At 34.6% G+C, this 21388-nt stretch carries 25 protein-coding genes; 4 read left to right on the top strand and 21 right to left on the bottom strand.

The window, feature by feature from the left end; genetic code table 11:
* Positions 1–20: 20 nt before the first annotated feature.
* The 13 genes from ACW9W4_RS10430 to ACW9W4_RS10370 all read right to left on the bottom strand — a co-directional run bounded on the left by ACW9W4_RS10430 (position 21) and on the right by ACW9W4_RS10370 (position 12260).
* Entirely contained in the window at positions 21–1490 is a 1470-nt protein-coding gene (locus ACW9W4_RS10430) for an ArnT family glycosyltransferase (protein ID WP_457762393.1), read from the bottom strand.
* A gap of 298 nt (positions 1491–1788) precedes the next feature.
* On the bottom strand, positions 1789–1941 hold the full coding sequence (locus tag ACW9W4_RS10425; RefSeq protein WP_457762392.1) for a hypothetical protein: 153 nt from the start codon (positions 1939–1941) through the stop codon (positions 1789–1791).
* Positions 1942–1950: 9 nt separating this feature from the next.
* On the bottom strand, positions 1951–2778 hold the full coding sequence (locus tag ACW9W4_RS10420) for a hypothetical protein (RefSeq protein WP_457762391.1): 828 nt from the start codon (positions 2776–2778) through the stop codon (positions 1951–1953).
* Positions 2768–3712: a hypothetical protein gene (locus ACW9W4_RS10415; protein WP_457762390.1), complete on the bottom strand. Its 945-nt coding sequence runs from the start codon at positions 3710–3712 to the stop codon at positions 2768–2770. Before ACW9W4_RS10415 ends, ACW9W4_RS10420 begins: the two co-directional genes overlap by 11 nt.
* Before the next feature lie 88 nt (positions 3713–3800).
* Entirely contained in the window at positions 3801–4721 is a 921-nt protein-coding gene (locus ACW9W4_RS10410) for a hypothetical protein (RefSeq protein ID WP_457762389.1), read from the bottom strand.
* 3 nt (positions 4722–4724) lie between these two features.
* Positions 4725–7238 (bottom strand): serpin family protein, encoded by a 2514-nt coding sequence (locus ACW9W4_RS10405; protein ID WP_457762388.1) that lies wholly within the window; start codon positions 7236–7238, stop codon positions 4725–4727.
* A 58-nt stretch (positions 7239–7296) separates the two neighbouring features.
* The gene (locus tag ACW9W4_RS10400; RefSeq protein ID WP_457762387.1) at positions 7297–7719 is read right to left on the bottom strand and encodes a hypothetical protein; all 423 of its coding nucleotides are present in this window, start codon (positions 7717–7719) and stop codon (positions 7297–7299) included.
* Between the two features lie 51 nt (positions 7720–7770).
* Positions 7771–9381: a hypothetical protein gene (locus ACW9W4_RS10395; RefSeq protein ID WP_457762386.1), complete on the bottom strand. Its 1611-nt coding sequence runs from the start codon at positions 9379–9381 to the stop codon at positions 7771–7773.
* Entirely contained in the window at positions 9378–9869 is a 492-nt protein-coding gene (locus tag ACW9W4_RS10390; RefSeq protein ID WP_457762385.1) for a hypothetical protein, read from the bottom strand. The genes ACW9W4_RS10395 and ACW9W4_RS10390 overlap by 4 nt, the downstream gene beginning before the upstream one ends.
* Positions 9859–10014 (bottom strand): hypothetical protein, encoded by a 156-nt coding sequence (locus ACW9W4_RS10385; protein WP_457762384.1) that lies wholly within the window; start codon positions 10012–10014, stop codon positions 9859–9861. Before ACW9W4_RS10385 ends, ACW9W4_RS10390 begins: the two co-directional genes overlap by 11 nt.
* An 84-nt stretch (positions 10015–10098) precedes the next feature.
* Positions 10099–10404, bottom strand: a complete 306-nt coding sequence (locus ACW9W4_RS10380; RefSeq protein ID WP_457762383.1) for a hypothetical protein — start codon at positions 10402–10404, stop codon at positions 10099–10101.
* Positions 10405–10407: 3 nt separating this feature from the next.
* Positions 10408–11898 carry a hypothetical protein gene (locus ACW9W4_RS10375; protein WP_457762382.1) on the bottom strand — a complete coding sequence of 497 codons (1491 nt, stop codon included), beginning with the start codon at positions 11896–11898 and terminating at the stop codon, positions 10408–10410.
* The gene (locus tag ACW9W4_RS10370) at positions 11895–12260 is read right to left on the bottom strand and encodes a hypothetical protein (RefSeq protein WP_457762381.1); all 366 of its coding nucleotides are present in this window, start codon (positions 12258–12260) and stop codon (positions 11895–11897) included. The genes ACW9W4_RS10375 and ACW9W4_RS10370 overlap by 4 nt, the downstream gene beginning before the upstream one ends.
* 235 nt (positions 12261–12495) lie before the next feature.
* On the opposite strand from ACW9W4_RS10370, the gene ACW9W4_RS10365 reads away from it, so the two are divergent.
* The gene (locus ACW9W4_RS10365; protein WP_457762380.1) at positions 12496–13782 is read left to right on the top strand and encodes a hypothetical protein; all 1287 of its coding nucleotides are present in this window, start codon (positions 12496–12498) and stop codon (positions 13780–13782) included.
* A 349-nt stretch (positions 13783–14131) separates the two neighbouring features.
* On the opposite strand, the gene ACW9W4_RS10360 is transcribed toward ACW9W4_RS10365, so the two are convergent.
* Entirely contained in the window at positions 14132–14272 is a 141-nt protein-coding gene (locus ACW9W4_RS10360) for a hypothetical protein (RefSeq protein ID WP_457762379.1), read from the bottom strand.
* A gap of 528 nt (positions 14273–14800) precedes the next feature.
* Between ACW9W4_RS10360 and ACW9W4_RS10355 the strand changes: the two genes are divergently transcribed.
* The 3 genes from ACW9W4_RS10355 (at position 14801) to ACW9W4_RS10345 (ending at position 16601) form a co-directional block, all read left to right on the top strand.
* Positions 14801–15406 carry a response regulator gene (locus ACW9W4_RS10355; RefSeq protein ID WP_457762378.1) on the top strand — a complete coding sequence of 202 codons (606 nt, stop codon included), beginning with the start codon at positions 14801–14803 and terminating at the stop codon, positions 15404–15406.
* Between the two features lie 22 nt (positions 15407–15428).
* Entirely contained in the window at positions 15429–16064 is a 636-nt protein-coding gene (locus ACW9W4_RS10350) for a transcriptional regulator (protein ID WP_457762377.1), read from the top strand.
* A 162-nt stretch (positions 16065–16226) separates the two neighbouring features.
* Positions 16227–16601, top strand: a complete 375-nt coding sequence (locus tag ACW9W4_RS10345) for a response regulator (protein ID WP_457762376.1) — start codon at positions 16227–16229, stop codon at positions 16599–16601.
* Here the strand turns inward: ACW9W4_RS10345 and ACW9W4_RS10340 are convergent.
* The 7 genes from ACW9W4_RS10340 to ACW9W4_RS10310 all read right to left on the bottom strand — a co-directional run bounded on the left by ACW9W4_RS10340 (position 16586) and on the right by ACW9W4_RS10310 (position 21331).
* Complete coding sequence (locus tag ACW9W4_RS10340; protein WP_457762375.1) at positions 16586–17005, bottom strand: hypothetical protein; 420 nt, start codon at positions 17003–17005, stop codon at positions 16586–16588. The two genes, ACW9W4_RS10345 and ACW9W4_RS10340, sit on opposite strands and share 16 nt — an antisense overlap.
* The gene (locus tag ACW9W4_RS10335) at positions 17002–17319 is read right to left on the bottom strand and encodes a hypothetical protein (protein ID WP_457762374.1); all 318 of its coding nucleotides are present in this window, start codon (positions 17317–17319) and stop codon (positions 17002–17004) included. Before ACW9W4_RS10335 ends, ACW9W4_RS10340 begins: the two co-directional genes overlap by 4 nt.
* Complete coding sequence (locus ACW9W4_RS10330) at positions 17309–17734, bottom strand: hypothetical protein (RefSeq protein WP_457762373.1); 426 nt, start codon at positions 17732–17734, stop codon at positions 17309–17311. The genes ACW9W4_RS10335 and ACW9W4_RS10330 overlap by 11 nt, the downstream gene beginning before the upstream one ends.
* Positions 17731–17991: a hypothetical protein gene (locus tag ACW9W4_RS10325; protein ID WP_457762372.1), complete on the bottom strand. Its 261-nt coding sequence runs from the start codon at positions 17989–17991 to the stop codon at positions 17731–17733. The genes ACW9W4_RS10330 and ACW9W4_RS10325 overlap by 4 nt, the downstream gene beginning before the upstream one ends.
* Before the next feature lie 4 nt (positions 17992–17995).
* Entirely contained in the window at positions 17996–18703 is a 708-nt protein-coding gene (locus ACW9W4_RS10320; protein WP_457762371.1) for a cupredoxin domain-containing protein, read from the bottom strand.
* Positions 18700–19683: a hypothetical protein gene (locus ACW9W4_RS10315; RefSeq protein ID WP_457762370.1), complete on the bottom strand. Its 984-nt coding sequence runs from the start codon at positions 19681–19683 to the stop codon at positions 18700–18702. Before ACW9W4_RS10315 ends, ACW9W4_RS10320 begins: the two co-directional genes overlap by 4 nt.
* A 265-nt stretch (positions 19684–19948) precedes the next feature.
* Complete coding sequence (locus tag ACW9W4_RS10310; protein WP_457762369.1) at positions 19949–21331, bottom strand: hypothetical protein; 1383 nt, start codon at positions 21329–21331, stop codon at positions 19949–19951.
* Between the last annotated feature and the right edge of the window lie 57 nt (positions 21332–21388).

Below are 21388 nucleotides of genomic sequence, written 5' to 3'. Positions count from 1 at the left end.
TAAAATGTTTAATGTGAAATTTAGTTGCCTTCATCCCATTGACCTGCTCTGACATCAATTAAGAATCCTTCCTGATACACTTTCATGCCTGTATGGGGATAAACCAGATCATCATAGTCATTTATTTTTCCCTCAAAATATTTTATTGATTGAGTGTTGTTGTATACTCTTTTGATTTTTTCACCTCTGTTTTGATCCATTACAAAATGTTGATCTGCAATAACTGTGATGTTTTCAGTCTCTATAGGATAGAACAAAACTGATGAGTAATCTAATGGAACGTTATCAACAGTAAATACATCATACAGAATCCACGAATACACAGGTCCTGCCAAGATTGTACTCTGTTCATTTTGATTTTCTAAGACAAATGATAGTGCTTCAAACTGATTATATGATATGTCGTTTGTTATGACAAGCATTGTACTTGTAAATCCAAATGCTAGAATTATTCCAATTATACTATAATGGATGGTTTTAGCTTTCAGGTATCTTATCTTCTTTGGCAAATCCAATAACCAAATGCTTGCAGCAATACACATGATTGGAATGACTGGAATCCAATGAAAGTATTGTTTGAATCCAACTAAAGATAAAAATGAAACAAATGGAACAAACCAAAACAAAACAAATTTGTTTTTTGTAATCGCACCATAAATTATGCCTGCAATACCAATTGTAAACAACACTGGATCAATAAAAAGAAAATATCCAACAATTTCAAAAATACTATTACTTCTTTGACTTTGCCACAATACGTCTTTAATCCACAAATCAAATTGATCTAAAAATATGCTGTTTGCAGGCCACAATAGTGGAATCAACAATACAGGAATTATCCAAATTAGCATGTGTGACAACTTTCTTTCCTTTTGGAAAATTAACCAGATTACAAGAGGGATGAAAACAAATGCCGGAACTTTGGTAAATATTGCCAGCCCTAACATTATTCCTGAAAGTGGAGCAAGCCACAACTTACCTTGCGCTTTTGCAAAATAGATTGCAAGTAAAATTGATGCAAGTAAAAATGGCAATAAAATAGAATCAAGTAAGATTCTATCAAATATCCAAGTGTATGGCATCACTGCAAATAGTGTTGAAGATAATAATGCCACAACACTACCAAATTTCTCTCGGCTAATCTGATATACAAGTAAAGTACTCACAACTGCAATTATTCCCATGAACAGTCTAGGAATGAGGTAAAGATTTTGAAGTGATTCTGGATCAGTTGTTGTGACTGGCGGATAATTTGTAATTTGTAATACTCCTGCTAAAACTATCTGACCAAAATATGGATGATCATAAAGATAACTCTCTTGTGGATTTCCAGTATCCATCATATTCATTGCTCTTCTCATATAGATTCCCTCATCAAAGAAGATGTCAGGAAATCCTACCGGATTTACAAGATGGATTACTGCTGCAAGCATGAAGGGAATTAAAATATAATATTTTCTCTCCATTTTTCTAAATTCTTTTTGATGCATAAATTAGTTGCAATTGATGTCTATTTTTGGTGTTGCGCGGTCTTGTTCTTAATGTAAAATTGCAACAAGGGCAATGTTTCCCGTCCCAAGTCACAAAAATCTCACACACTGTACATCTTTTTTGTCCGGCATGATAACGATTAGCACCGTATGGCTTGATTGCTTTGTGTTGATTACAGATTCCTTTACAAGTCACAATATTATGAAAAAAAATACCATGTATGAACTACCCGTATTTTGAATTAAATAAGTTGGTTTTGCGAGCTTGTTTATTTCAGCGATCCGAACAAAACAGGATCTAGTCCTCAATGGATATTACTTTGCCATCAAGGCACCAACCAGATTCTAGTTTTTCCAAGACATCTGCAAATCCTCCAACAGAAACATTATCTCCAGAACATCCAATGATATATGGAGACGGACTGCCAAACGCATCAAATTTTATCTGCATGTCTAGTTTTCATTTTAATTTCCAATCACATGTATGTTCATCAAAATAATATTCGTTACTTGGTGCAGGACCTGACTTACATTTTGATGGAAATGGTGCAGGTTCTGGTTCAGTCAAAACGGCCCCATCTTGTGCAGAAAGGAGAATTTTGCCGTCAGTTGCGTTGATGTGATATTGATATTCATTGTTTTTTACCAGAAAAACCAACCAGATGTATTGCCCGTCATGGTATTCATTAAAACGATTCATGTGTAGTTCTCTTTCCTCGAGCGTATTAGGATCTATCTCAAATGCAAATCCGTTGTTTCTTATTTTAAGCAGCGTTGCACGTGAATCATATTTTTTTAAATCTTCTTCTATCAGATCTCTTTGCTCTGCCGCGTAGAATATGGCAAGAGATTTTGATATTAGTTTTGGTGAGTGTTCAGGTGTTGGTTCGAATTTAATTTCAGATGGTGGTTCATACATGCCTTGACTTACAGGAGTGAATTCCCATTTCAACATTTCATTAATTACAGTTTTATCAAGTTGTCCAGTTTTTGTGCAATAATCAACTAGTGGAAAAATCTGATTTCCCCAAGGAGGATAGCGTACAGAAAAGTCTTCTTGCAGCGTTATCTTTTCTTTTTGATGTTCCGTAAGCCAATATGCATACCTTTGACAATTATCCAGGGTCAAAACAGGATTTCCAGTACCAATCTCTGCCAAAGGAGAACGTGGTCCAAACACAGGATAATATTTGTCATAATCATACAAGTCGACTTGAGACAAAACCCCAATTGTGATTCCAACAGATATAATTATAATTCCAACAATTATCAAAAGTCTAGTTTTCATTTGCCAATCCCTTACATTCATGCGATGTTATAGTGTTGATAAAATAATCAGAATAGCCTTCATGGTATACTATTTCATACTTCACATAAGGTATCTGTGAAATTATCTTTTTTTCAGGTTCAGAATCTTTGAAGAATTTATGCAAGTCAATTGTAATTTTGTCATCATTTAGTTGTATATCACAAATGCTATAACCTAATCCCAAAATATTTGATTTAATATCTTCAAATAAAGATTGTGTCAATATAATATTTCTAGTCCATTCTCGCTCAACCAGTTTCTGTTTGGTAGATTCCGTTACACATGCAGGAGTATCGTCATGTTTGAAAGCCAATTCAAAATCATCTTTGCAGATTACCTCATCAAAAAATAATCCAGACTCTATCTGCTTTAGTGGGGCAGGATAGGTTACATCAAGCCAGTCAAGGCCTGAATTATCTCGTCCTACCTTGTCCATAAACTCTGACAGACATGCATCATAGACGTATGTGCTGTTGTGCAGTTGCGAGCGTTCAGGCCATGGCTCACCCCACCTCTGCTGTGGAGACAGTGCGCCAATAGTCACTAAAGTTTCAATTACTTGTTTTTGGTCAAATGGGACTGTTTCATCTACATACCTTGCATACAACACATCTCCCTCTAATGCGCGTATTCTTTGACTGAATGATTCATCATATGCATTGAGAAATACTGCAGTCTCAAAGATCCCGGTGTCTGGACCGGTCTCTACTGCATTTGGATTACGGACATCAACATCAGTGTTAGCCCAGAGATATACCGGTACTGATTCTGTTTTTTGCGGGTCTGCATTCATGTCAGGATCAATTACCCTTACTGTTCTAACATCGACGGATGAATAACACCTGTCGGGGAGATGTATCTCGCCCACAGTATAATCATTTGATTGCGCAAAAGCCAGATTGCCAGCAAGCATCAAAGAGAAGACGAGGAAAACCACATGAGGAATCATAATGTATGAAATCCTATTCTATCATTGAAAAGTGCTTCTGATGTTTTGGACTTTATTGAAGCGATTCTGCAACCAAGATCAACTCATCTAACGGCAAGGAAGTCTTTAGCATGTAGTTTATTCCGTTTTCATCAATGAATTTAATTTTCGTTTCAGTGGAAGTTGATTTTTGGATAAATGTTCCATCAGCAAAGTTTGCAGTTTGCATTCCACAGTCAGGACAAGAGTCAACTGCATTTGCCAGAATTTCGTTAACTCTGATCAGTTGTGGTTGTAACGAAGGGTTTGACTCTATTACACTATCATAATCTTCTTGGATTCTCTGCTCTGCAGTCCCAAGGGTTTCCAACTTTTCTGCATCCAAAATATTTCTCTCATCGATTTGATAGATGAAAATTGCGCCATCACTTATCAATTCAGGGATATTCCAGTTTAGAATTTCTTTATGATGATACACAATGTACGATTCAGAAGGGGTGCCTGACTGCGAGCATACATGAGAATACCCGTTAGGCAAATATGCAGGAGTTTTGAAAAATGGTGCAGTTTCTTTGTTTTGTTCAAGTGTCATACAGTTTGCACTAGTCTTTAGTATTGAATCATCTTCTGCAATCCATCCCAAATCAGCATCAATTCCTTTTAAATCAAGAATTTGTTTTGACAAATCTTCGGTATAGGAATAATATTGATACACGTTCCAATGAGAGTGATCATCTTTAGTTTGATCAATCCATGCATGAAAGGTATCATTCAACATGGCTTCAATCATTTCCTGTTTTTTTGTCTCCATCCACTCTCCTCCCTTGTATTCATAGAACTGAATTGATGTTTCAGGTAGGCATGGAGCATGACGATTTTTTTCTTTGTTAAAGCAAGGTGCAACGTCTGCAAATGGGGTTTGAAGTAGAATAAGAAATGATCCAACTGAGAGGATTGTAATTATCCCAATAATTATCAAAAGCCTAGCTTTCATTTTCTACTTTGTAGGATCCATTACTCTGCCCATAAACAAAATATTGTCAGTTTCATTGTCCTGAATTATGAAAATAAAAGGATGATCTGCCCTGAATGTCTGCCCACCAGACTCATCTGTAACTATCACAGTAGCTCCTGCAGCTTCTGTGCCTTTTTCATTTACTTCAACAAACGCTTTGTGGATTGCCTGCGACACGTACAGACTCTTGTAGCCAGTGATTCCGCTAAGATCTGCATGAACTGGATTAAATACAGTAGGCATGCCCATGTCAGGAAGATGTTCTTTTAGATTGTACTCGGTTTCCAAAGTAAACTTTGGGATGTGAATGTTGATTCCCCTGTTTACTGTAGGAAAGTCTGTCCACATCTTTAGGTTATCAACTGTAATGGACTCTTCAACTGCTCTAAGATCATCCATCTCATTTGGCAGAATAACCAATAGGGACAAGGTGCCATTTCTGTATGGCAGTTCTATCATTTCCATTGTTTCAGTAACAGCATAGTTGACTTGCATCTTGTGAGGAAAAGTCATCATTTGTACGTTCACAGAATTGTCCTTGTCCACCATAAATTCAGAGTCGTATGTATCTTCAGAATCAAAGGGATACTCCCATAATCCCTTAAAGTATATTGCATTTGTAATTACCATTTTTGTGTCAGAACCAGTAGAGCCTGGTTTGAGAATATCGGGAATTTTTCCTTGTGTTTTCTCATCAACCCACCCGTTGATTTTGTTTATCCCATCATTTGATGCAAAATTTACAGTGTCAACTGTGCTGTCATAAAATGTTGTTGCAACATCAATGTATTCTGCAAGTGGTTCAAAGTTTTCTGCAAGCCACAATGCATTTGCAATGGACATAGAAGTGTCAGTGTTGCTTTTTTCGTTAATTGATTGGTGTAATGACAGATATCCTGATCTTCTTATCTGTTCATCTTCTGGAAAGCCAAAGACGTTTTGAATTTCTTGGGAAGTATTTTGACGTGCACCTTCATACAGTATGGAAAACGCAGCAGAGATGCTTGTAGGTGAAAAGAAGACATTACTTGTGCTGTCATGCTGTGTGAGGTCTGAGTAAAAGTCAATGGCAAACTGATTGTTTACAGAGGAAATATCCACAGGTTCCAAGTATACGGTTGGCGCTTCTCGATTTACAGAAACAAGAAGAGGTGCATCCCATCCCCTCTCCTTTAGTTTCTCGCGAGTTTCAGTAGTCACGCACATCGGAGTTCCGTCATATTTTTTTATTAAAAGTAGAGTTTCTTTGCATTCTATTTCAGAAATAGGAACACCTGACTTGAATTGCTTTAGCGGTGATTTTATATTTTTCAAAACCATATCACCATGAATGGTTTCAATTATGTTTGTAGTGTCAGCATACAGCAACTCACATTTGTTTCCTTGAACATAGTCTACTGTTTCTTTAAATTCTACCGCATTGTTTTGCAGATTTATTTTCTCAACGGTGTGATAAAACACTCTTGAATATGTATCATGATGATATGAACAGCCACTGGTAATTACATCACCAACATTCACTATGGCAAGAGCAGTCATCTCAGGTTTATCATGTACTGCATATTGAGTATCCATAGTATTATCCAAAGTGATATTGACGGAGCTATTATCACGTATGACTATGTCGTGTATGAAGTTTTGACTGTCTAAATTTGCTCTAAATATTTGAAATCTTACGTCAGAAAAATAACCATGTTTGATTATAGGTTTGCCTGAATTGAAACTCCCATCCAATGGAACTACATTGATAGATATTTTTGCATCAGTATTTGATTCATCATAGAATGTATAATTGCCAACCCTGTCTAGGACTTGGTATCTTATGTCATTAAACGGAATGGAAATTGATTCATAGACTGCATCTTGGTTTGAAATAGTTGTTTTAAAACTGGTGTTGTGCCATCGTATCGTGTTGTTTATTCCAAGAGATACTGTTGTTTCAGTAGGACGGAAAGTCATTTCTTCTCCTGTCTCATCAACGGATGTCAAAAATACAGTTGGTTGAAAAGCAGATTTGTGTGCACACTCATAATTTTGGGAATGTTGGATCTTTATGCATGTATATGGATTGACGGATTCAGTGATTCTATCTTTGCACGATTCATCACAGGTTTGTTTTTCTTGTAACGGTAGTTCTACTGGTTTTTGCGGGGTTTGCGGAACAGTACTGCCAAACAGTTCATAGTAATTCCAAAAATTCAAGTTATTAGGAGCATAGTCATGACCTTGTCCAATCCAATCACGTAAGAGTTCTTCAGAAAACCCATCACTCATCAGGGTTTCAAATTCGTTTGTCTTGTATTCTATCCATTCAGAGCCTTTAAAATAATAAAATTCTGCCCAGTCTGCTCTTCTTTCCTCGTCTGTCTGCATAGTGTCATGACAAGGCAGATCAAGCCAATAAAATGCAGCATCATACGGTGCCCCACAGGATGCAAATGCTGAACTTATTGGAAATATAGAGAGAAAAATAAGAAAAATCACAAAATACTTCATACCGTATGAAACTTTATCCCATCATTGAAAAATGCTTCTGATGTTTTGCATCTAATTTTCATTTTCTTTTTCTCCTAATCAAAACAGATACAATAACAATAACCATGACTGCAAAAATACAGGTAACTGTTATGATAAAATATGGAGGAAATGCAGCATATTTTCCAACTTCGTCATCAAACACAAAAGAATCGTACTGGTTTTGAATTTTGTCTACAGAAAGATAATAAAAATACACATTAGAGTTTTCACGATTGCTTTTCCATTCATTAAAAGTTCCATCACTTATTGCCTGTTTCATTTCAACATATTTTGATTCCATTAATTCTGAGCCTTTGTAATCATAGTACGGTGCCCAATCCTTTTGAAACTCTGTCCTGTTTATTGGAAAATTATCCATGCACGGAGCATCAGACCAGTCTTGGTTTGGCATACATATTCCCTCTGCATGTTGTTGATTGATTATAAACAGTCCAACCATCAACATTCCAATTGAAAGTATAATCAAGAATCTAATTTTCATTTTCTTCTTTTAACAAATAGTAAAACTTGGCTCATAATAATTACCATCATAATAGAATATGCGGGCATACTCTTCTGCATCTAGGCCGAATTTCTCAGTATTTTTTTCAAACAGATAACTCTGATATCGTTGCTGCTCGCTTTCCAAAATTCCCGTACTGTTTCTCACAGACACCTCCCATGTTCCCATCAACTCGATTGCTTGGACAAATTTTGGGATATTACCTGTTTCATTATTCAGTATGGTGATTGCCTTATGATCATAGTCGATATTGGCAGGAAACATCTCTACTGTAAATGGAGTGTCCGCATAATTTTCATTGTATCTTATTGTATAGATTTTATCACCATACAAAACATAGTTGCTTTGCAAATCAGACTCGTAATACTCATCGTGCTGTTGGTCAAACTTTTCTTTGAAAAATATTTTATAATCATTCCACTCTTCGATAAATATTGGCAGGCGTACCCTGTCATTGTATTCAGTTCTAGATGTTGTCGCATCAACCATTTCTTTGAGAACAGGAAGTTGATTCAAATCATCATCTACCAGTTCATAATAAAGCAATTCACCAACACGTTCCTCAATTTTTTCAATGTCTTGTTGCGTTAGTTTTGATACTCCTACTCCTGCACAGCCAGGTATCTCCTTTCCAGTTATCTTTATTGTGTCTGCATTCACAACATCACCCGTAACTGCATCCACTTGGATTTCAAGATGAAAATACATCTTACTAACAGAATAAACCAAACGATTGTCGATTGCTTTTAATTCGACAAATGCAAATTGAGGTTTGCCTATGACAATATCCATATCTCGTAGTTTAGGATCTGCAGAAACAAACTCTACAAGATAGTCATGTGCAATGTTTTTTGCATCATTTGGGCTGTATTTTAGATCATATTCATCCAAGTTATCATACCAATGTGTAATTTCAAGTAGTGTGCTTCTGTCTCTGAATTGAAACCTGTTCATCTCATTTGCTATCTTCATACCATCTTTTGTTTGATGAATTACAATTTTGGTATTGTGATAAGATTCTTCAACTTGCACATACTCAGACCCGTCTGTTTCGTAGCCAATTTTATTCAACAATGATTTGACAAAGTCTTGGGCTTGTTCAGGTGGGATTGTATAGTTTCTATCAAATATGTTATAATCAACATAATGAGACAAACCAGTGTTTCTAGGAGCACTGATGCTAAGTTCCGCTTTGGTTGTCTCGTATCTTACTTTTTTTGAATTTTGATAGACTTTTTTTGCATCAGAATCATCAATTAAGGGCAAAAGTGTATCTACAATTTCATCCTCAGTAAACTCTACAAAAGGTGCGGGTACAAGCAACGTGTTATCAGAATTGTCCTTAGATTCTGGGATGACTAGTGGTACAAACTGACAGCCAGGTACATCAAAGTAGTGGGTTGTATTTTGCCACCTTGAACCATCAATCATAGATACAGAGCCATTGTTTTCATTTTGTTTGCATAGATTCTGTAATGCTTTAAGATACTCAAGACTAGAAGGATCTATATTTTTATCAGAATCATTTGGAAGTGCCATCAGTACGCCTGCAACAATTCCTACAACAATTACAATGATTATCAAAAGCCTAGTTTTCATTTTCTTTTTCTCCAAAGAAGAAACACGACAATTATGATACCTACAGGAATCAAGAAAAACACCATGTGGAAAATTATAGTAAACAATCCATGTAGAGACATTGTAGGAGCAGTGCAAACATTGACTTCGTTTTGTGGCCCATATGCATAAACAAAATAAGTTTCACCTTCTACAAACCCACGATACCCTACAGAAGAATGGGGCTGTGTCATCACACTATTTTCATCTAGTTCCCCTTTCAAAACATAGTGTACTGTAAAGGAAGTGTATTCAGGGGAAGGGCGTATTATTTCAGAGTTATACGGATCCGATACGGGAGGAGATTGCACATGTGCATCAGTTACAGTTCCAAAAAATACTACTGATGCTTCATCATATGCTCTAACATTGTGAATAATAGGAAAAAACCCATCACATGATGCATGTGCATCTGAGAACGGGATTAAAAGTAAAACCAAAGATGAAATTATCAAAAGCTTAGTTTTCATTTTCTGCAAATATTGTCTCCAAAATATTTCCGTCAGAATCTACATGTTCTACATACATAATTTTATCTGCATACCCTATCCAAATCTTACTAGAATCATTTAGTTCATACACATAGATATGAATTCCACTTCCAATGTCATTCACAGGTTTGCCAAATCTGTAAAATATGTTGTCAATATCAGGTGAGTCTGATGCAAACTTTCTAAAATCATCAATTGTGGGAACTATTTAGTCCATGTATGATGATGTAGATAATTGTGATTCCATTTGTCGATAGTTGTCATGGATAAATTCCAAGTCAGGAAAATCTGGACAACTTTTTTCCACATATTCAAACACTGATCTTTTGTGCAAATCTGTTGATTCACGTTCAGCAAGAGACATTTCTGGAGTACGTGACAACTCTCGTATCTCTTTGTAAAGTCTCAGGCATTCTATCTCTGTTTGCTGTGAAAAAGCCAAAATTCCCAAAGAACCTGCAAAAATTGCAATCATTACAACAATCGCAATTGTTATCAAAAGGCTAATCTTCATTTTCTATCTCTCAAAACCAGTAAAAATCCAATTAATTTTTCCATCAACAGTTGTCATCTCAAAGACTCCAACATCAGCACAGTAATCCATCAAAGGAAATACCTGATTTGCCCATGCAGCATCAAAGGTTGTGGTTTCACGTGTGAATAGTTTTGGTCTTTCTTCTTTTGTGTAATTATCTGCAACTCTTTGGCAGTTATCAATGTCTAGTACAGGAAGAAAAGAATCTTTGTAAATCAATGGAGAGCCAGGTGCAGGAAGTATGTTATGATGAACGCCATCAATAATGATGTCTTGTGATGGTTCATAATTTGAACCAAGTTGCCCATATGTTGTATGAGAGTTATCAAATGCACATGCATCAATTTCAAGGTATACCTGCTTTCCATCCTTGATGTCATACCAGTATTGCAAGCGAGGCATGTCAGTCAAGTATAATGAACGCTCCACATGTGTAAAAATTCCTTGATTCAATTCGACCAGTGAAACTGTATCATCATGTCGCTGTTTTAGAGACTCGACAATATCTTTTCTCATTTCATGAGTAACAGGGTAACCGCACAATTCTTCATAGTCATCTGAATCCAAATCTGCAAAATAATTCATAGAAACATGGTCATAATATGTCGAGAAGCCAAAACTCTTCTGCGTGCTTTCAGAATCATATGAAGCTGTGGCCAAATAGCGTCCGCTTTGTTGCCATAAAGGGCCTGTGGCATTTATCGAATGTAGAAAAGTACCGTCTGAAGATATGGGAATCTGAGCAATGTCTATCAAGTCATCATTATAACTGATCTGAATTATAACAGGTATCTCTTCAAGATCATCTTTTTGCGTGGCCCAAATATGTCCAGATATTTTAATTTCATCACCTGTAAAATAGAAATCATCTGGAAAATCAGAATAGCCTAAAATGTCAAAAGATACATGGATTGTTTGTTCTTCATTGGAAGAGTCATGTTTCATTTCAGTAATGTTGTTGCCAACCCAACCTCTTTGGACTAGCTTTTGAACGGTATCATCAAACACACATACGGCTTTACCATAGTTTGGCGTTATTACAAATTTATGATCTGGGCTACATCCGCTTAGTGCAGCGTCAGAATATTCTTTGAAAATAACAAATTCAGTGGTTGCAGGATCTTGGATTGGTTTTCCATCAATCTCATATACATAATGAATGAAAAATTTGCCAGTGTTTTTCAAAAAATATGACTGATTAGTCACAAAATTGGAATTGGCATCTGCTGTACCTGTATGCTTTTTGTCATCCCAGTAATTTCCACTGTCTATATCTTCAAAGACAAACTCTATTGATGCAGATGTAGGAAAATCATATGGGTTTTGTATGTTGGCACCAAGGGATACTGCTGTTCCAACTTGACCATATGAAATGCCATGTGTGTCGTCAATGGGTTGAGCAAATACAGGATTAAAAAGAAAAACTAACCCCATAACAGCAATTAACCCAAATAATGGCACTAAATTATTCATCTTAGTTTCACCATCACTTGTTTTGCTGAGATGATTTCATCTGTATCATCATATGCAATGACATACAGCAGTGCATCACCACTTGTGAAAGCAGTTACATTACTTAGTACCAACAAGTTTTCAATAGTTACATCTGACAAGTTAGGCATGCAACTTACACACCCAACTTCATAGTACGATGCGCCATTATCATTCCATGAAATCTCAACTGTTGCAAATGTGCCATCAAATTCAATCACATCTGCATTAACTTCTTGCAGAGGTTGCGCATGTACAGTGTCAAAGATAGGAACAATCATGATTGCAATCAAACTTGCAATTGTGAAAAGTAAAAACCTAGAATTCATCCCAACCTTGCCCATTCTAAAAACTTCAAGTTTTATCTTTTAAGTATTTCTTATCATTCATACTATATGATGTACTTAAGATTAGATGTAAGATGTTACAATATCGCGTCCCACGATTTTTGAAAATACATATTTTTAACAAAATAACTAACATAAAATAATATTCTATGACTTGATGTATTCCTAAATTTTTCTATTTTTACTGATGAATCATCAGTGTTCATTATATAGTAAAATTCGATCAAGGTTCATGGACGGTCAGGTTATTCTTGGAATTGGTGTTGTATTTGCACTGTTTTTTGTTTTAAATCCTGCTTTTGCACAAGAACCTATCACAAGTGAGCAAATCACCATTTCAGAGGATATCAAAAACAATCCCGTAGCACAAGACATTCTCAAAAAAATAGAGAAAAGTAAGAGATGGATTGCACAATTAGAACAAAGAAACTTTGAAACACTAGAAAAGCAAAAAGAACTAGAGGAAAAAAGAGCAGAAGTTCGACAAATTCTAGATGAGAAATTAAAAAAATGGGAGGAACTTTGGGAATACTATACATTTGATAAAATGTTTGAGAGGGCACTTGAAAATAGCCCTGCAAAAGATACAGACACAATATATGATCATCCACTAAAATTTACTGCATCAAAAATTAATGCTGGACGCGATGCTTTACACAAATCCATACTTGAAGGTAAAGGACCAGAAGAAGCAAGAGATGCTTTTGTCAATGCCGCAAAAATGACCCGAGAAGAAATGCTTGCGGCCAATAGTATCTACAATGTATTGAGTGGCAATGCATACTATAACCAACAGATTCTTTTTAGTTCTGATGGTAATTTTGAGGACAGTGTTTCTGGAGAACAACTACGAAAATACTATCAAGACTATAGAACAAACCCTGCATATCTAAAGGCAAATCCATTTGACAAAGTATCTTGGGAAGATCTTGGCAAGAATAATCCAAATACGGAATGCAGGCAGGGTCAGGTGTTGGTATATAGAACACATGCAGATGACTATGTATGTACTTCTGAATACACTGCTGAAATGTGGGTACGTCACAATATGGGAAATGTAGTTACAGATACATTTTTGGAAACAAAGGATCCAGTGGATGTAAAAAAATTCCAACAAGACAGGATTTTTGAAAAAATAAAAAATCTCAATTCAAAAATCAAATTCATGCAAAAACATTATGATGAAAAACTTTTAGATATGAAAATAAAATATGATTCTCTTTTTGCAAATATAAAATTAGAACAAAACGATGAGGAAAAAGCAATAATTGAGAAATTCAACAATAACGGAGGTATGTCAAAGGAAACATTTAGTCAACAAATCACAGATATTCGAGAAAAATATATGCAACTGAGAAATACCCTTGAATCTGAAAAAGAACATGTTTTACAAATTTTAGAGGATCAGCATCAGACCAGTCTGGATACTTTTGTAAGCACTTATCGCTCTGATTCGGAAGTAAAGATAATCTGGAATTCAGATAAATCCAACTATGAGGCAATAAAAATATCAAATTAAAATACTTGACGTTAATTTGTACAATATCATTACTTGTGATATTATTTTTCGTTGTTTATTATATTCCATTTGTTGTAAATGTTGGTGCATGATGCTCCTTGTAGAGATTCCTAAGTCTCGTTTTTGTTAGTGTTGATTATTTTTAATAAAATATCATCAATAACCAGAATGATATTCTAAAGAGGATTTTTTGAAAAATCATAAGTTGTTTATATATAAAAATCGCATAATCCTTTAAAAAAATAATTCGTTAGAAAGATAGTAAAATTAAATTTTTAATAATTCTGAATCCAACTCTTTGGAACGTTGAATCTCTACATTCAAAACCGAATTAGTTTAGGCAGTATTTCTAAAGAACTTTTCTTAATGCTTCATTCAGTGCTCTAGAATAGCTGTATGACGTTTGCTTTTGTTGTATCATTTTTGCTTGACGTTGTCGTAGTTTTTTATCCAGGTCACCGTCAATCATGATTGTTACACGTTTACTCATACATTATGATGGCAATATTTTAGATATAAATCGATTCCAATAGTTCACATTTTGGGAAATACAAATCATGTTTAATCAGATTGCCATCAAACATAATGAAGTTGAGTAATATGCTAAATAATAAATTGAATTTTAATCACAATTGATCAAAGAAACTAGATATCAGTCAGTTTTTCAAGCGTAGTTAATCAGACATTACGCAAACTTGTCAAATAGTTTCAAAAGTCACCATTTATTGCAGATTTTTAGATTTGTGAATTGTTCTAATGTGTCTTTGTAAATGGCCTTCTCCCGCTAAAAGTTTTTTACAATAAGGGCATTGTAGTCTAGAGACCATCCTTATTTTCATATTTTATATGAAAATAATACTGTTACTGAACTATTTTAGCATCAATTCATTTTGCAATACCGACAACCATCTCGTTAGAAAGTCCCATCATTGGGAATTAATAAGATCATATAATAGTATAAAGTATGAATATCATATATTGGCATCACATATCAGACTAAACAAGAGAGAGATCATAAATGGTTAATTGTGTTGTGATCGATGATGACCAAGACATTCTTAATGTATTTTCTGAATTGTTGAGTCTCATCAAAGTAGATGTACTTGGTTCAGGAAATAACGGTAAAGAGGCAGTAATGTTGTATGAAAAGCATTTGCCAGATGTAGTTTTTACAGATTTGCAGATGCCAGAATATGATGGGATATATGCAGTAGAGAACATCAAAGATAGAAACATTGATGCTAAGATAATAATGGTTACAGGTGAACTTGATGCTGCAAACTCTATTATTCTTAATTCATTGAATGTTCCTGTAATTCAAAAACCATTTAATATTCATAGTATAAAGCAATCAATTACAGATATTTTGTTGGTAGAAAGTACAACACCTTCACCATTTGAAATTCAGTACAAATTCAAGGGGGATATTAATTACTATTCGTGTACGCTAGGATATGAACAGTACAGAAATTTGAAAAAACTTCCAATCATTGAAGAGTGCAACATTGTAAACTATGCTCAAAACAACATCGCACCGCTACAACATAACATAGAAAAAGCATTAGTGTTGGCAGGTGAAAATAAAACGGAATACATTCGAGAGTTATCGGAGGTTGTAAGGTGATTTTTAATTGGGAATTATTAATATGAAAGTAATAACCAATGAAAATATGTCTGGAGTAGACTCCCTTTTTGCAGAATCCTTTGAGAGGATAATCATGGAAAATTTAGGCAAAGAAACGGTTTCAAAAATACAGGACAGATTATTTGAAAAATTTGGAATGTCTCTGACTACTGCCATGGGTGAATTTGAAAATGTTGATTCTATTTTGAGGGAATTTTTTGGAGCAGGTGCAGAAGGACTGGAGAAAAAATTTCTCAACAACATATGTACAATTAAATCAAAACAGGACAAGGCTGAAAAAAGATTTACAATATCAGATGAATTAATCAGTCAGTCAATTCTAAAGGCATTTAGTGATGATGAAATGTCCAAGATCCTTAATGCATCAATTGGGGAGCCGTGGACTATTGCTGAGATCTTGGAAAAACTGAACATCCCAAAGACATCAGGATATAGAAAAATTAACTTTTTAATTGAGAAAGGATTGTTAGTGAAAACAGGATATGAACTTACAGAGAACAGGAGGAAAGTAGAGCAATACAAGTCATTGTTTGACAATGTAAACATTGACTTTAGCAACAGGGTTTCAGTTAATGTTCAGTTTACACAAGAGATTGCCAACAACAGTTCCATTCTTAAAACGGTTTATGGCCAATAACAAAAAGTAAATTACAAATTAAATGACAGAAATTATACAGCAAATACATAATAATTTAAAAATACAAAATAAAGTTATTTAAAAAAGTCTCAGAATTTCAAAAAGAGTAATATTTTCATCTGACATCACATTATATGATATCAAGATAATCATATTTTGGGCATGTTTAGTTGTGTTGTAGTTGATGATGATCAGGATTCATTAGAAGTATTCTGTGAATTATTGGATTTGTTTGGAGTAAATATTTTAGCCAGAGGTAAAAACGGCAAGGAAGCCAAAAAATTATATGAGAAATATCAACCGGATGTGATTTTCATAGATTTGTTAATGCCAAAATATGATGGATTTAATGCAATTGAAAAAATAACGCATATGGACCCAAAGGCCAAGATTGTGATTGTAACAGGAGATCTGAAAATAGGAGAGGCTAGTTTACTTGACACATATGATGTAGAAGCAGTACTCTACAAGCCGTTTGAGACAGATATGTTAAAGCGGGTGATATCATATGTTTTTTCAGTTCAATCTTTAAAATAAACATCACATTCCCATCCCGAAGGATCACAGAGATTAGCATCTTGATTAAAACATGCCGTTCTGTCACTAGTGCAAGGAGGAAGTTTTCCATCGTCAATGCATTGCTCATCACAATTTCTTTCTGGATGTTCTTCCATGCGGGGAGGAAATGGCCACTCAAAATATCCTGTTTCGATGTAACATGGTTTCATCACACCTTCTGTATTTTCAAAAAAACATTCATTATCACTTGGTAAGCTAAGTGGAATCAGGTTAAATGGTGGCAGATTGACACCCGTAATTCTTGATGTGCACATCTCTTGTGAAACAAAATCGCAGTAAACATTGCTTGCAGTTACAGGACCAAGAAATACTCCGAAATATGCACAAACTGCAATAATAGTAATTTTGTATCTAGTTTTCATTTTCTATATTGAAAAGAATGGTCCATTTCATCATGGTTGTCATATAGTGTTCCACATCGCTTGCATCTGTTTTCAGAGTCATCTAGTACATTCATTGGTTTGGCACGATACTCAATTTCTCTTTTTTTCCTAAACAATCTTGGTGGATAATATTTTGGACAAGTACATTTCTTGCACATTCCATTGTCTAGTTGTGTTGGAATAAAAAATCCCCTTTCAAGAACTGCCAACTTTGTCATACTTTTCTGAATTATTGCATGGTCTTGTTGAGTATGACCACACTCGCAATTTTTTCCAGAATCACTAGTTTTCATTTTTCCTCTTTTTTATTTTCATGATAACATATGCTGCAACGATAAATGCAAATAATGCCAGTCCAGACCACCCAAACAGATTTGTAAAATTACCCAGAGTCTCACCTGTTTGCAAAGACTGGCGAGTAAATGTAGAATCATCTACTCTGAAAAAATTTTTATTTTCAATGCATAAACCGTCTTTAAGTATATTCTCTGCTTTACAAATGTCAATTTTCTTAACAACACAGAATCCATTTTTTTCAAATGATGGTGATTCACATGGAGGAGAGTCTCTTGTGGAGCACTGGACATGGTCAGTTACAAAAACACCAGTGTAACAAGAAGGAATCGCAAAATAATCCTCAGAGAAGGATTCTTGAATTTGAGAGAAACCAATAGCTGCAAATACTAAAATCAAAAACATGGTTTTCATTTTCTCTTTCTCCCAACAATAAAATTAATTCCAACTATGACCAATCCTGTAATCCCAAATATTTCTAAAACTGTAACGTACATTAGACCATAATCATAGTCAAGTGACGGTATTAGATTAGGAACGTTAGGATCACGATCATATGCTCCTGTCATATACCAAATCTCTTTTTGTATTGGCTCCATTTTAGAGACTGTTACTAGTGATGCAATCAACATGATGGTAAATACAAGCATTATCAAAAATATAGTTTTCATTTTCTTATCCTGTTAATGGTGTTATTGGTCCTCCAAATTCTATTGTAATTTTTACATCAAACGGGATCATTTCGGTGTATCGTTTCATTAAGAACGAATGTGCATCAGGATTTTCTTCCAAGTATTTTTTATCAATATCAATTCCTAGAGAATTTTCCGCATTGCCAATACCCAACCCAACTATAGGATAGTTATCACGATCTTGCTCTACAATAGCTCTTGCAATCTCTAGTTTTGTGTAATAGGGAAGCAAATCTGTATCATCAGAGACAAGGGCTAGTCTTCCATGACCTCGATCATTTGAATTCTGTACAAAATACTTGTAAAATCCAGTTTGGTTGAATATGATTTGTTTTTGCGTGTCTGGCTCTATTGTGTCAATTAACCACTTGTTCTCTTTTTCATAAACCTTAGCAGGAAAACCGGATTCATTAATCCAAGTTACAGTATTGTTTTTTTCGAGAAAAATAACGGATGTGGATGGGAGTGGAGTAGTTCTTATTTTATTTGGTGAATGTATAGAAGAAATCAAAATGGTGTTTGGTTCCAGATAACTAATGTCTGGAAAGCATTCATGCCCTCGTTGAATAAAATTTTTCCCGCACAAAAGAGATTTTGGATCAGACTCAGATTCTAATGCGATAAGACTGTATCCAATAACAGAAACAGTAATGATAACAAGTATTATAATTATCAAGAATCTAGTTTTCATTTTCTTTTCCTAAAAATGATAAATACAGACGCAATTCCCCCAAAGATTCCAAGCGGAATTAGAAGATACAAAATTCCGTTCATATCAAAAGTTTTTACAGGCTTGCATAAATCGGGCAACACCGAAGTTGCATTTTCTGCACTACATATTTTCTCCAAGCTGTCTCTATTCACATCTATCTCTCCGGTTGATTTTTCAATGAGTTGTTGATTATATACAAAAAAACAATTCTCAAAATAAGGACTATTCAGTATACTGACTATGGCTTTATGCTCTGGACTTTCAATAATCACAATACCTGTTTGAGGGTTCGTAGATAACGTTGCATCAGTAGAAACAGTATAGTTTAAGCTAGTATCCCTTAACTTGTTAAACACATAGACATTGTCTGCAAATAGTTTTTCTGCATGCTTCAAATCTTCATCAAAATTGCACGAATAATCGTATTTTGTTTTGTCATTTATGAGATTGTTTAGAAAATCATTTCCGCGGTTAATTTTAGTATAAAGATCCATTTTGGAATATATTTTTTTTAACTCAAAATTTGAAACTAGATCATACAGACTAAACACATTGTGTCCTGTTACCTTGCCATCTATGTAATCATCTAGAAATTTTATGATCTCTTTTGATGAGATATAGTTGCTTACACAAAGATCTCTGAAGTAATGATCATCTTGCTTGTCTGCAAACAAGACATATTCTTCTCCTAGTCGATAATAGTCATCCCAAGACAAATCGGCCTTTACTGTAAACTGATCTTGTGGCTCTCCTTTGTAGACGGTAATTGTCTCAAAGACCAAAGTGGTTTGTTTGGTGATTAATGGTGGATTAAATTTTTCAATTAGTTTTCCATGCAATAGTAAATCATGTCTTTTGTATACCTCATCAAAGGGGGGAATCCCACAGGATAAAGCAAATGTTTGAGGAGGTGCAATTAAAACAATAGAGACAATAAGAAAGATTACAAAATACTTCACAATATATGAAATCTATTCCAGTCATTGAAAAATGCTTCTGATGCTTTGTATCTAATTTTCATTTTTTCCAAACTATATGAAACCAAACAATTCCATTATCCTAATTGACGTGTTGTCACAAAATTGTTTTTGACCATTAGAACTGCAATGCCATATATAACCATCATCTATCTTGAGATACTCCCCATAATAGTACAAATTCATAAAAAAATTTGCTGTAAAAAACGCCACAACTACAATTGAGATTGCAATGATTATCAAAATCCTAGTTTTCATTTTCCATTCCACAATAGTATTCTTCTAAGGACATCCTTTCATAGCCAGAATCTCCTACAACAAGATATCTTCCAGTTTTATCACATGCAGGAAATGGTTCAAAATCAGCATCATCCCAAAATTTCAGAATTGGAAAATACGAAGAGGTCGGTTCAGGACAAGGATACACAATTTTGTTTTCGTAAATTAGTTCATCTGTTTTCAAGTCATACCCTGTTTCATTCTTTAGATAATACACCTCTAGTTTAGGAGACGTACATGTAGATGCATACCCTGTTTCAATAACAGTAAAGGTCGGACGTTCTCCGAATTCTAAGTGTCTATCAAAGTCTTTAATTCTGATGTTTAGTGAGGGAATTTTATTAGAAGATTCTTCATATCTGATCTTGATGTATTCTTTTTTCTCATCATAACTTAATTCCTCAGAGTCAACTGCTTGCATTATGTTATTTATTCCCAATTCTTTTGCTTTTTTTATAATTTCTTTTTCAGGATTTTCCATAGTTACCATGTTCCATCTTGATTTTGTAAATGATGTTTCAAGAGTACATCTCTCAAAGTCTTCTGAATTCATTCCAAAAGGCAACTCTACATTATCTATTACAAATTCTTCTTCAGAGGAAGCTATGTTGGAATGGGTCAGTAAGATTATCTTCATTTCATTAGTGCAAACATCGGCAAATGGCAGATGCTTTACATCTCCATCATAATCAATTGCATATCCACCTACATCTTCAGTTAACAGCCAATTTCGTTTTATGAGGTCTATGACACTGTTAGGCTTTACACATGCAGGGGAACCATCATATTTTTGGAGTAAGACCAATTCATCTTTGCACTGTATATTTTCAGTAATTATTCCAAGATGGTTTTGTTTCAACGGTGGATAAATTTTTGGAAAACCATCAGGAATTTTATCAAACTTGTATGTACCAGTACCAAATCTAGGAGTAGAAGGAAGCAATTCGACTTCATCAGAGGGTATTGGCGCATAAAATCTCCATGAGATAATATCACTGTCTTTGAATATTTGGTATGGTTGTTCGACTCCATTTATCAGTACCAACATAGACTCAGGAGTTTTTGCATAATTTGTCGCAAGTAACTCTGAAAATGTTTGCTCATTCAGGGTTATTGTATAAGTGTCAATAAAATCCTCAGATGTGGATGTTGAAAAAATCAAAGAGTTGGCTTTATTGTCATATGTCACATCAGTAAAGTGATTGGTGTTTGATTGAGATAGAACAGAGTATTGTTTTGACTCTATAGTCAATGAAAGGTGGTAAAATTCAACGCCTCCTAGATATTGAGCAAATGCAACTGAAGGAATCAAAAATCCAATCAACAAAATAAAAATCACAAAATACTTCATAATGTATGAAAATCAATCTAAGTCATTGAAAAGTTCTTCTGATGTTTTGCATCATAT

The sequence above is a fragment of the Candidatus Nitrosopumilus sp. bin_7KS genome, assembly GCF_054095835.1.
This window is presented reverse-complemented; position numbering and strand designations above follow the sequence as displayed.

Excerpts from the sequence above, each read along its gene's own strand:
- ACW9W4_RS10430 (WP_457762393.1), bottom strand. The coding sequence starts at position 1,490 with ATGCATCAAAAAGAATTTAGAAAAATGGAGAGAAAATATTATATTTTA.
- ACW9W4_RS10425 (WP_457762392.1), bottom strand. The coding sequence starts at position 1,941 with ATGCAGATAAAATTTGATGCGTTTGGCAGTCCGTCTCCATATATCATT.
- ACW9W4_RS10420 (WP_457762391.1), bottom strand. The coding sequence starts at position 2,778 with ATGAAAACTAGACTTTTGATAATTGTTGGAATTATAATTATATCTGTT.
- ACW9W4_RS10415 (WP_457762390.1), bottom strand. The coding sequence starts at position 3,712 with ATGCTTGCTGGCAATCTGGCTTTTGCGCAATCAAATGATTATACTGTG.
- ACW9W4_RS10410 (WP_457762389.1), bottom strand. The coding sequence starts at position 4,721 with ATGAAAGCTAGGCTTTTGATAATTATTGGGATAATTACAATCCTCTCA.
- ACW9W4_RS10405 (WP_457762388.1), bottom strand. The coding sequence starts at position 7,238 with ATGAAGTATTTTGTGATTTTTCTTATTTTTCTCTCTATATTTCCAATA.
- ACW9W4_RS10400 (WP_457762387.1), bottom strand. The coding sequence starts at position 7,719 with ATGGTTGGACTGTTTATAATCAATCAACAACATGCAGAGGGAATATGT.
- ACW9W4_RS10395 (WP_457762386.1), bottom strand. The coding sequence starts at position 9,381 with ATGAAAACTAGGCTTTTGATAATCATTGTAATTGTTGTAGGAATTGTT.
- ACW9W4_RS10390 (WP_457762385.1), bottom strand. The coding sequence starts at position 9,869 with ATGAAAACTAAGCTTTTGATAATTTCATCTTTGGTTTTACTTTTAATC.
- ACW9W4_RS10380 (WP_457762383.1), bottom strand. The coding sequence starts at position 10,404 with ATGAAGATTAGCCTTTTGATAACAATTGCGATTGTTGTAATGATTGCA.
- ACW9W4_RS10375 (WP_457762382.1), bottom strand. The coding sequence starts at position 11,898 with ATGAATAATTTAGTGCCATTATTTGGGTTAATTGCTGTTATGGGGTTA.
- ACW9W4_RS10370 (WP_457762381.1), bottom strand. The coding sequence starts at position 12,260 with ATGGGCAAGGTTGGGATGAATTCTAGGTTTTTACTTTTCACAATTGCA.
- ACW9W4_RS10365 (WP_457762380.1), top strand. The coding sequence starts at position 12,496 with ATGGACGGTCAGGTTATTCTTGGAATTGGTGTTGTATTTGCACTGTTT.
- ACW9W4_RS10360 (WP_457762379.1), bottom strand. The coding sequence starts at position 14,272 with ATGAGTAAACGTGTAACAATCATGATTGACGGTGACCTGGATAAAAAA.
- ACW9W4_RS10355 (WP_457762378.1), top strand. The coding sequence starts at position 14,801 with ATGGTTAATTGTGTTGTGATCGATGATGACCAAGACATTCTTAATGTA.
- ACW9W4_RS10350 (WP_457762377.1), top strand. The coding sequence starts at position 15,429 with ATGAAAGTAATAACCAATGAAAATATGTCTGGAGTAGACTCCCTTTTT.
- ACW9W4_RS10345 (WP_457762376.1), top strand. The coding sequence starts at position 16,227 with ATGTTTAGTTGTGTTGTAGTTGATGATGATCAGGATTCATTAGAAGTA.
- ACW9W4_RS10340 (WP_457762375.1), bottom strand. The coding sequence starts at position 17,005 with ATGAAAACTAGATACAAAATTACTATTATTGCAGTTTGTGCATATTTC.
- ACW9W4_RS10335 (WP_457762374.1), bottom strand. The coding sequence starts at position 17,319 with ATGAAAACTAGTGATTCTGGAAAAAATTGCGAGTGTGGTCATACTCAA.
- ACW9W4_RS10330 (WP_457762373.1), bottom strand. The coding sequence starts at position 17,734 with ATGAAAACCATGTTTTTGATTTTAGTATTTGCAGCTATTGGTTTCTCT.
- ACW9W4_RS10325 (WP_457762372.1), bottom strand. The coding sequence starts at position 17,991 with ATGAAAACTATATTTTTGATAATGCTTGTATTTACCATCATGTTGATT.
- ACW9W4_RS10320 (WP_457762371.1), bottom strand. The coding sequence starts at position 18,703 with ATGAAAACTAGATTCTTGATAATTATAATACTTGTTATCATTACTGTT.
- ACW9W4_RS10310 (WP_457762369.1), bottom strand. The coding sequence starts at position 21,331 with ATGAAGTATTTTGTGATTTTTATTTTGTTGATTGGATTTTTGATTCCT.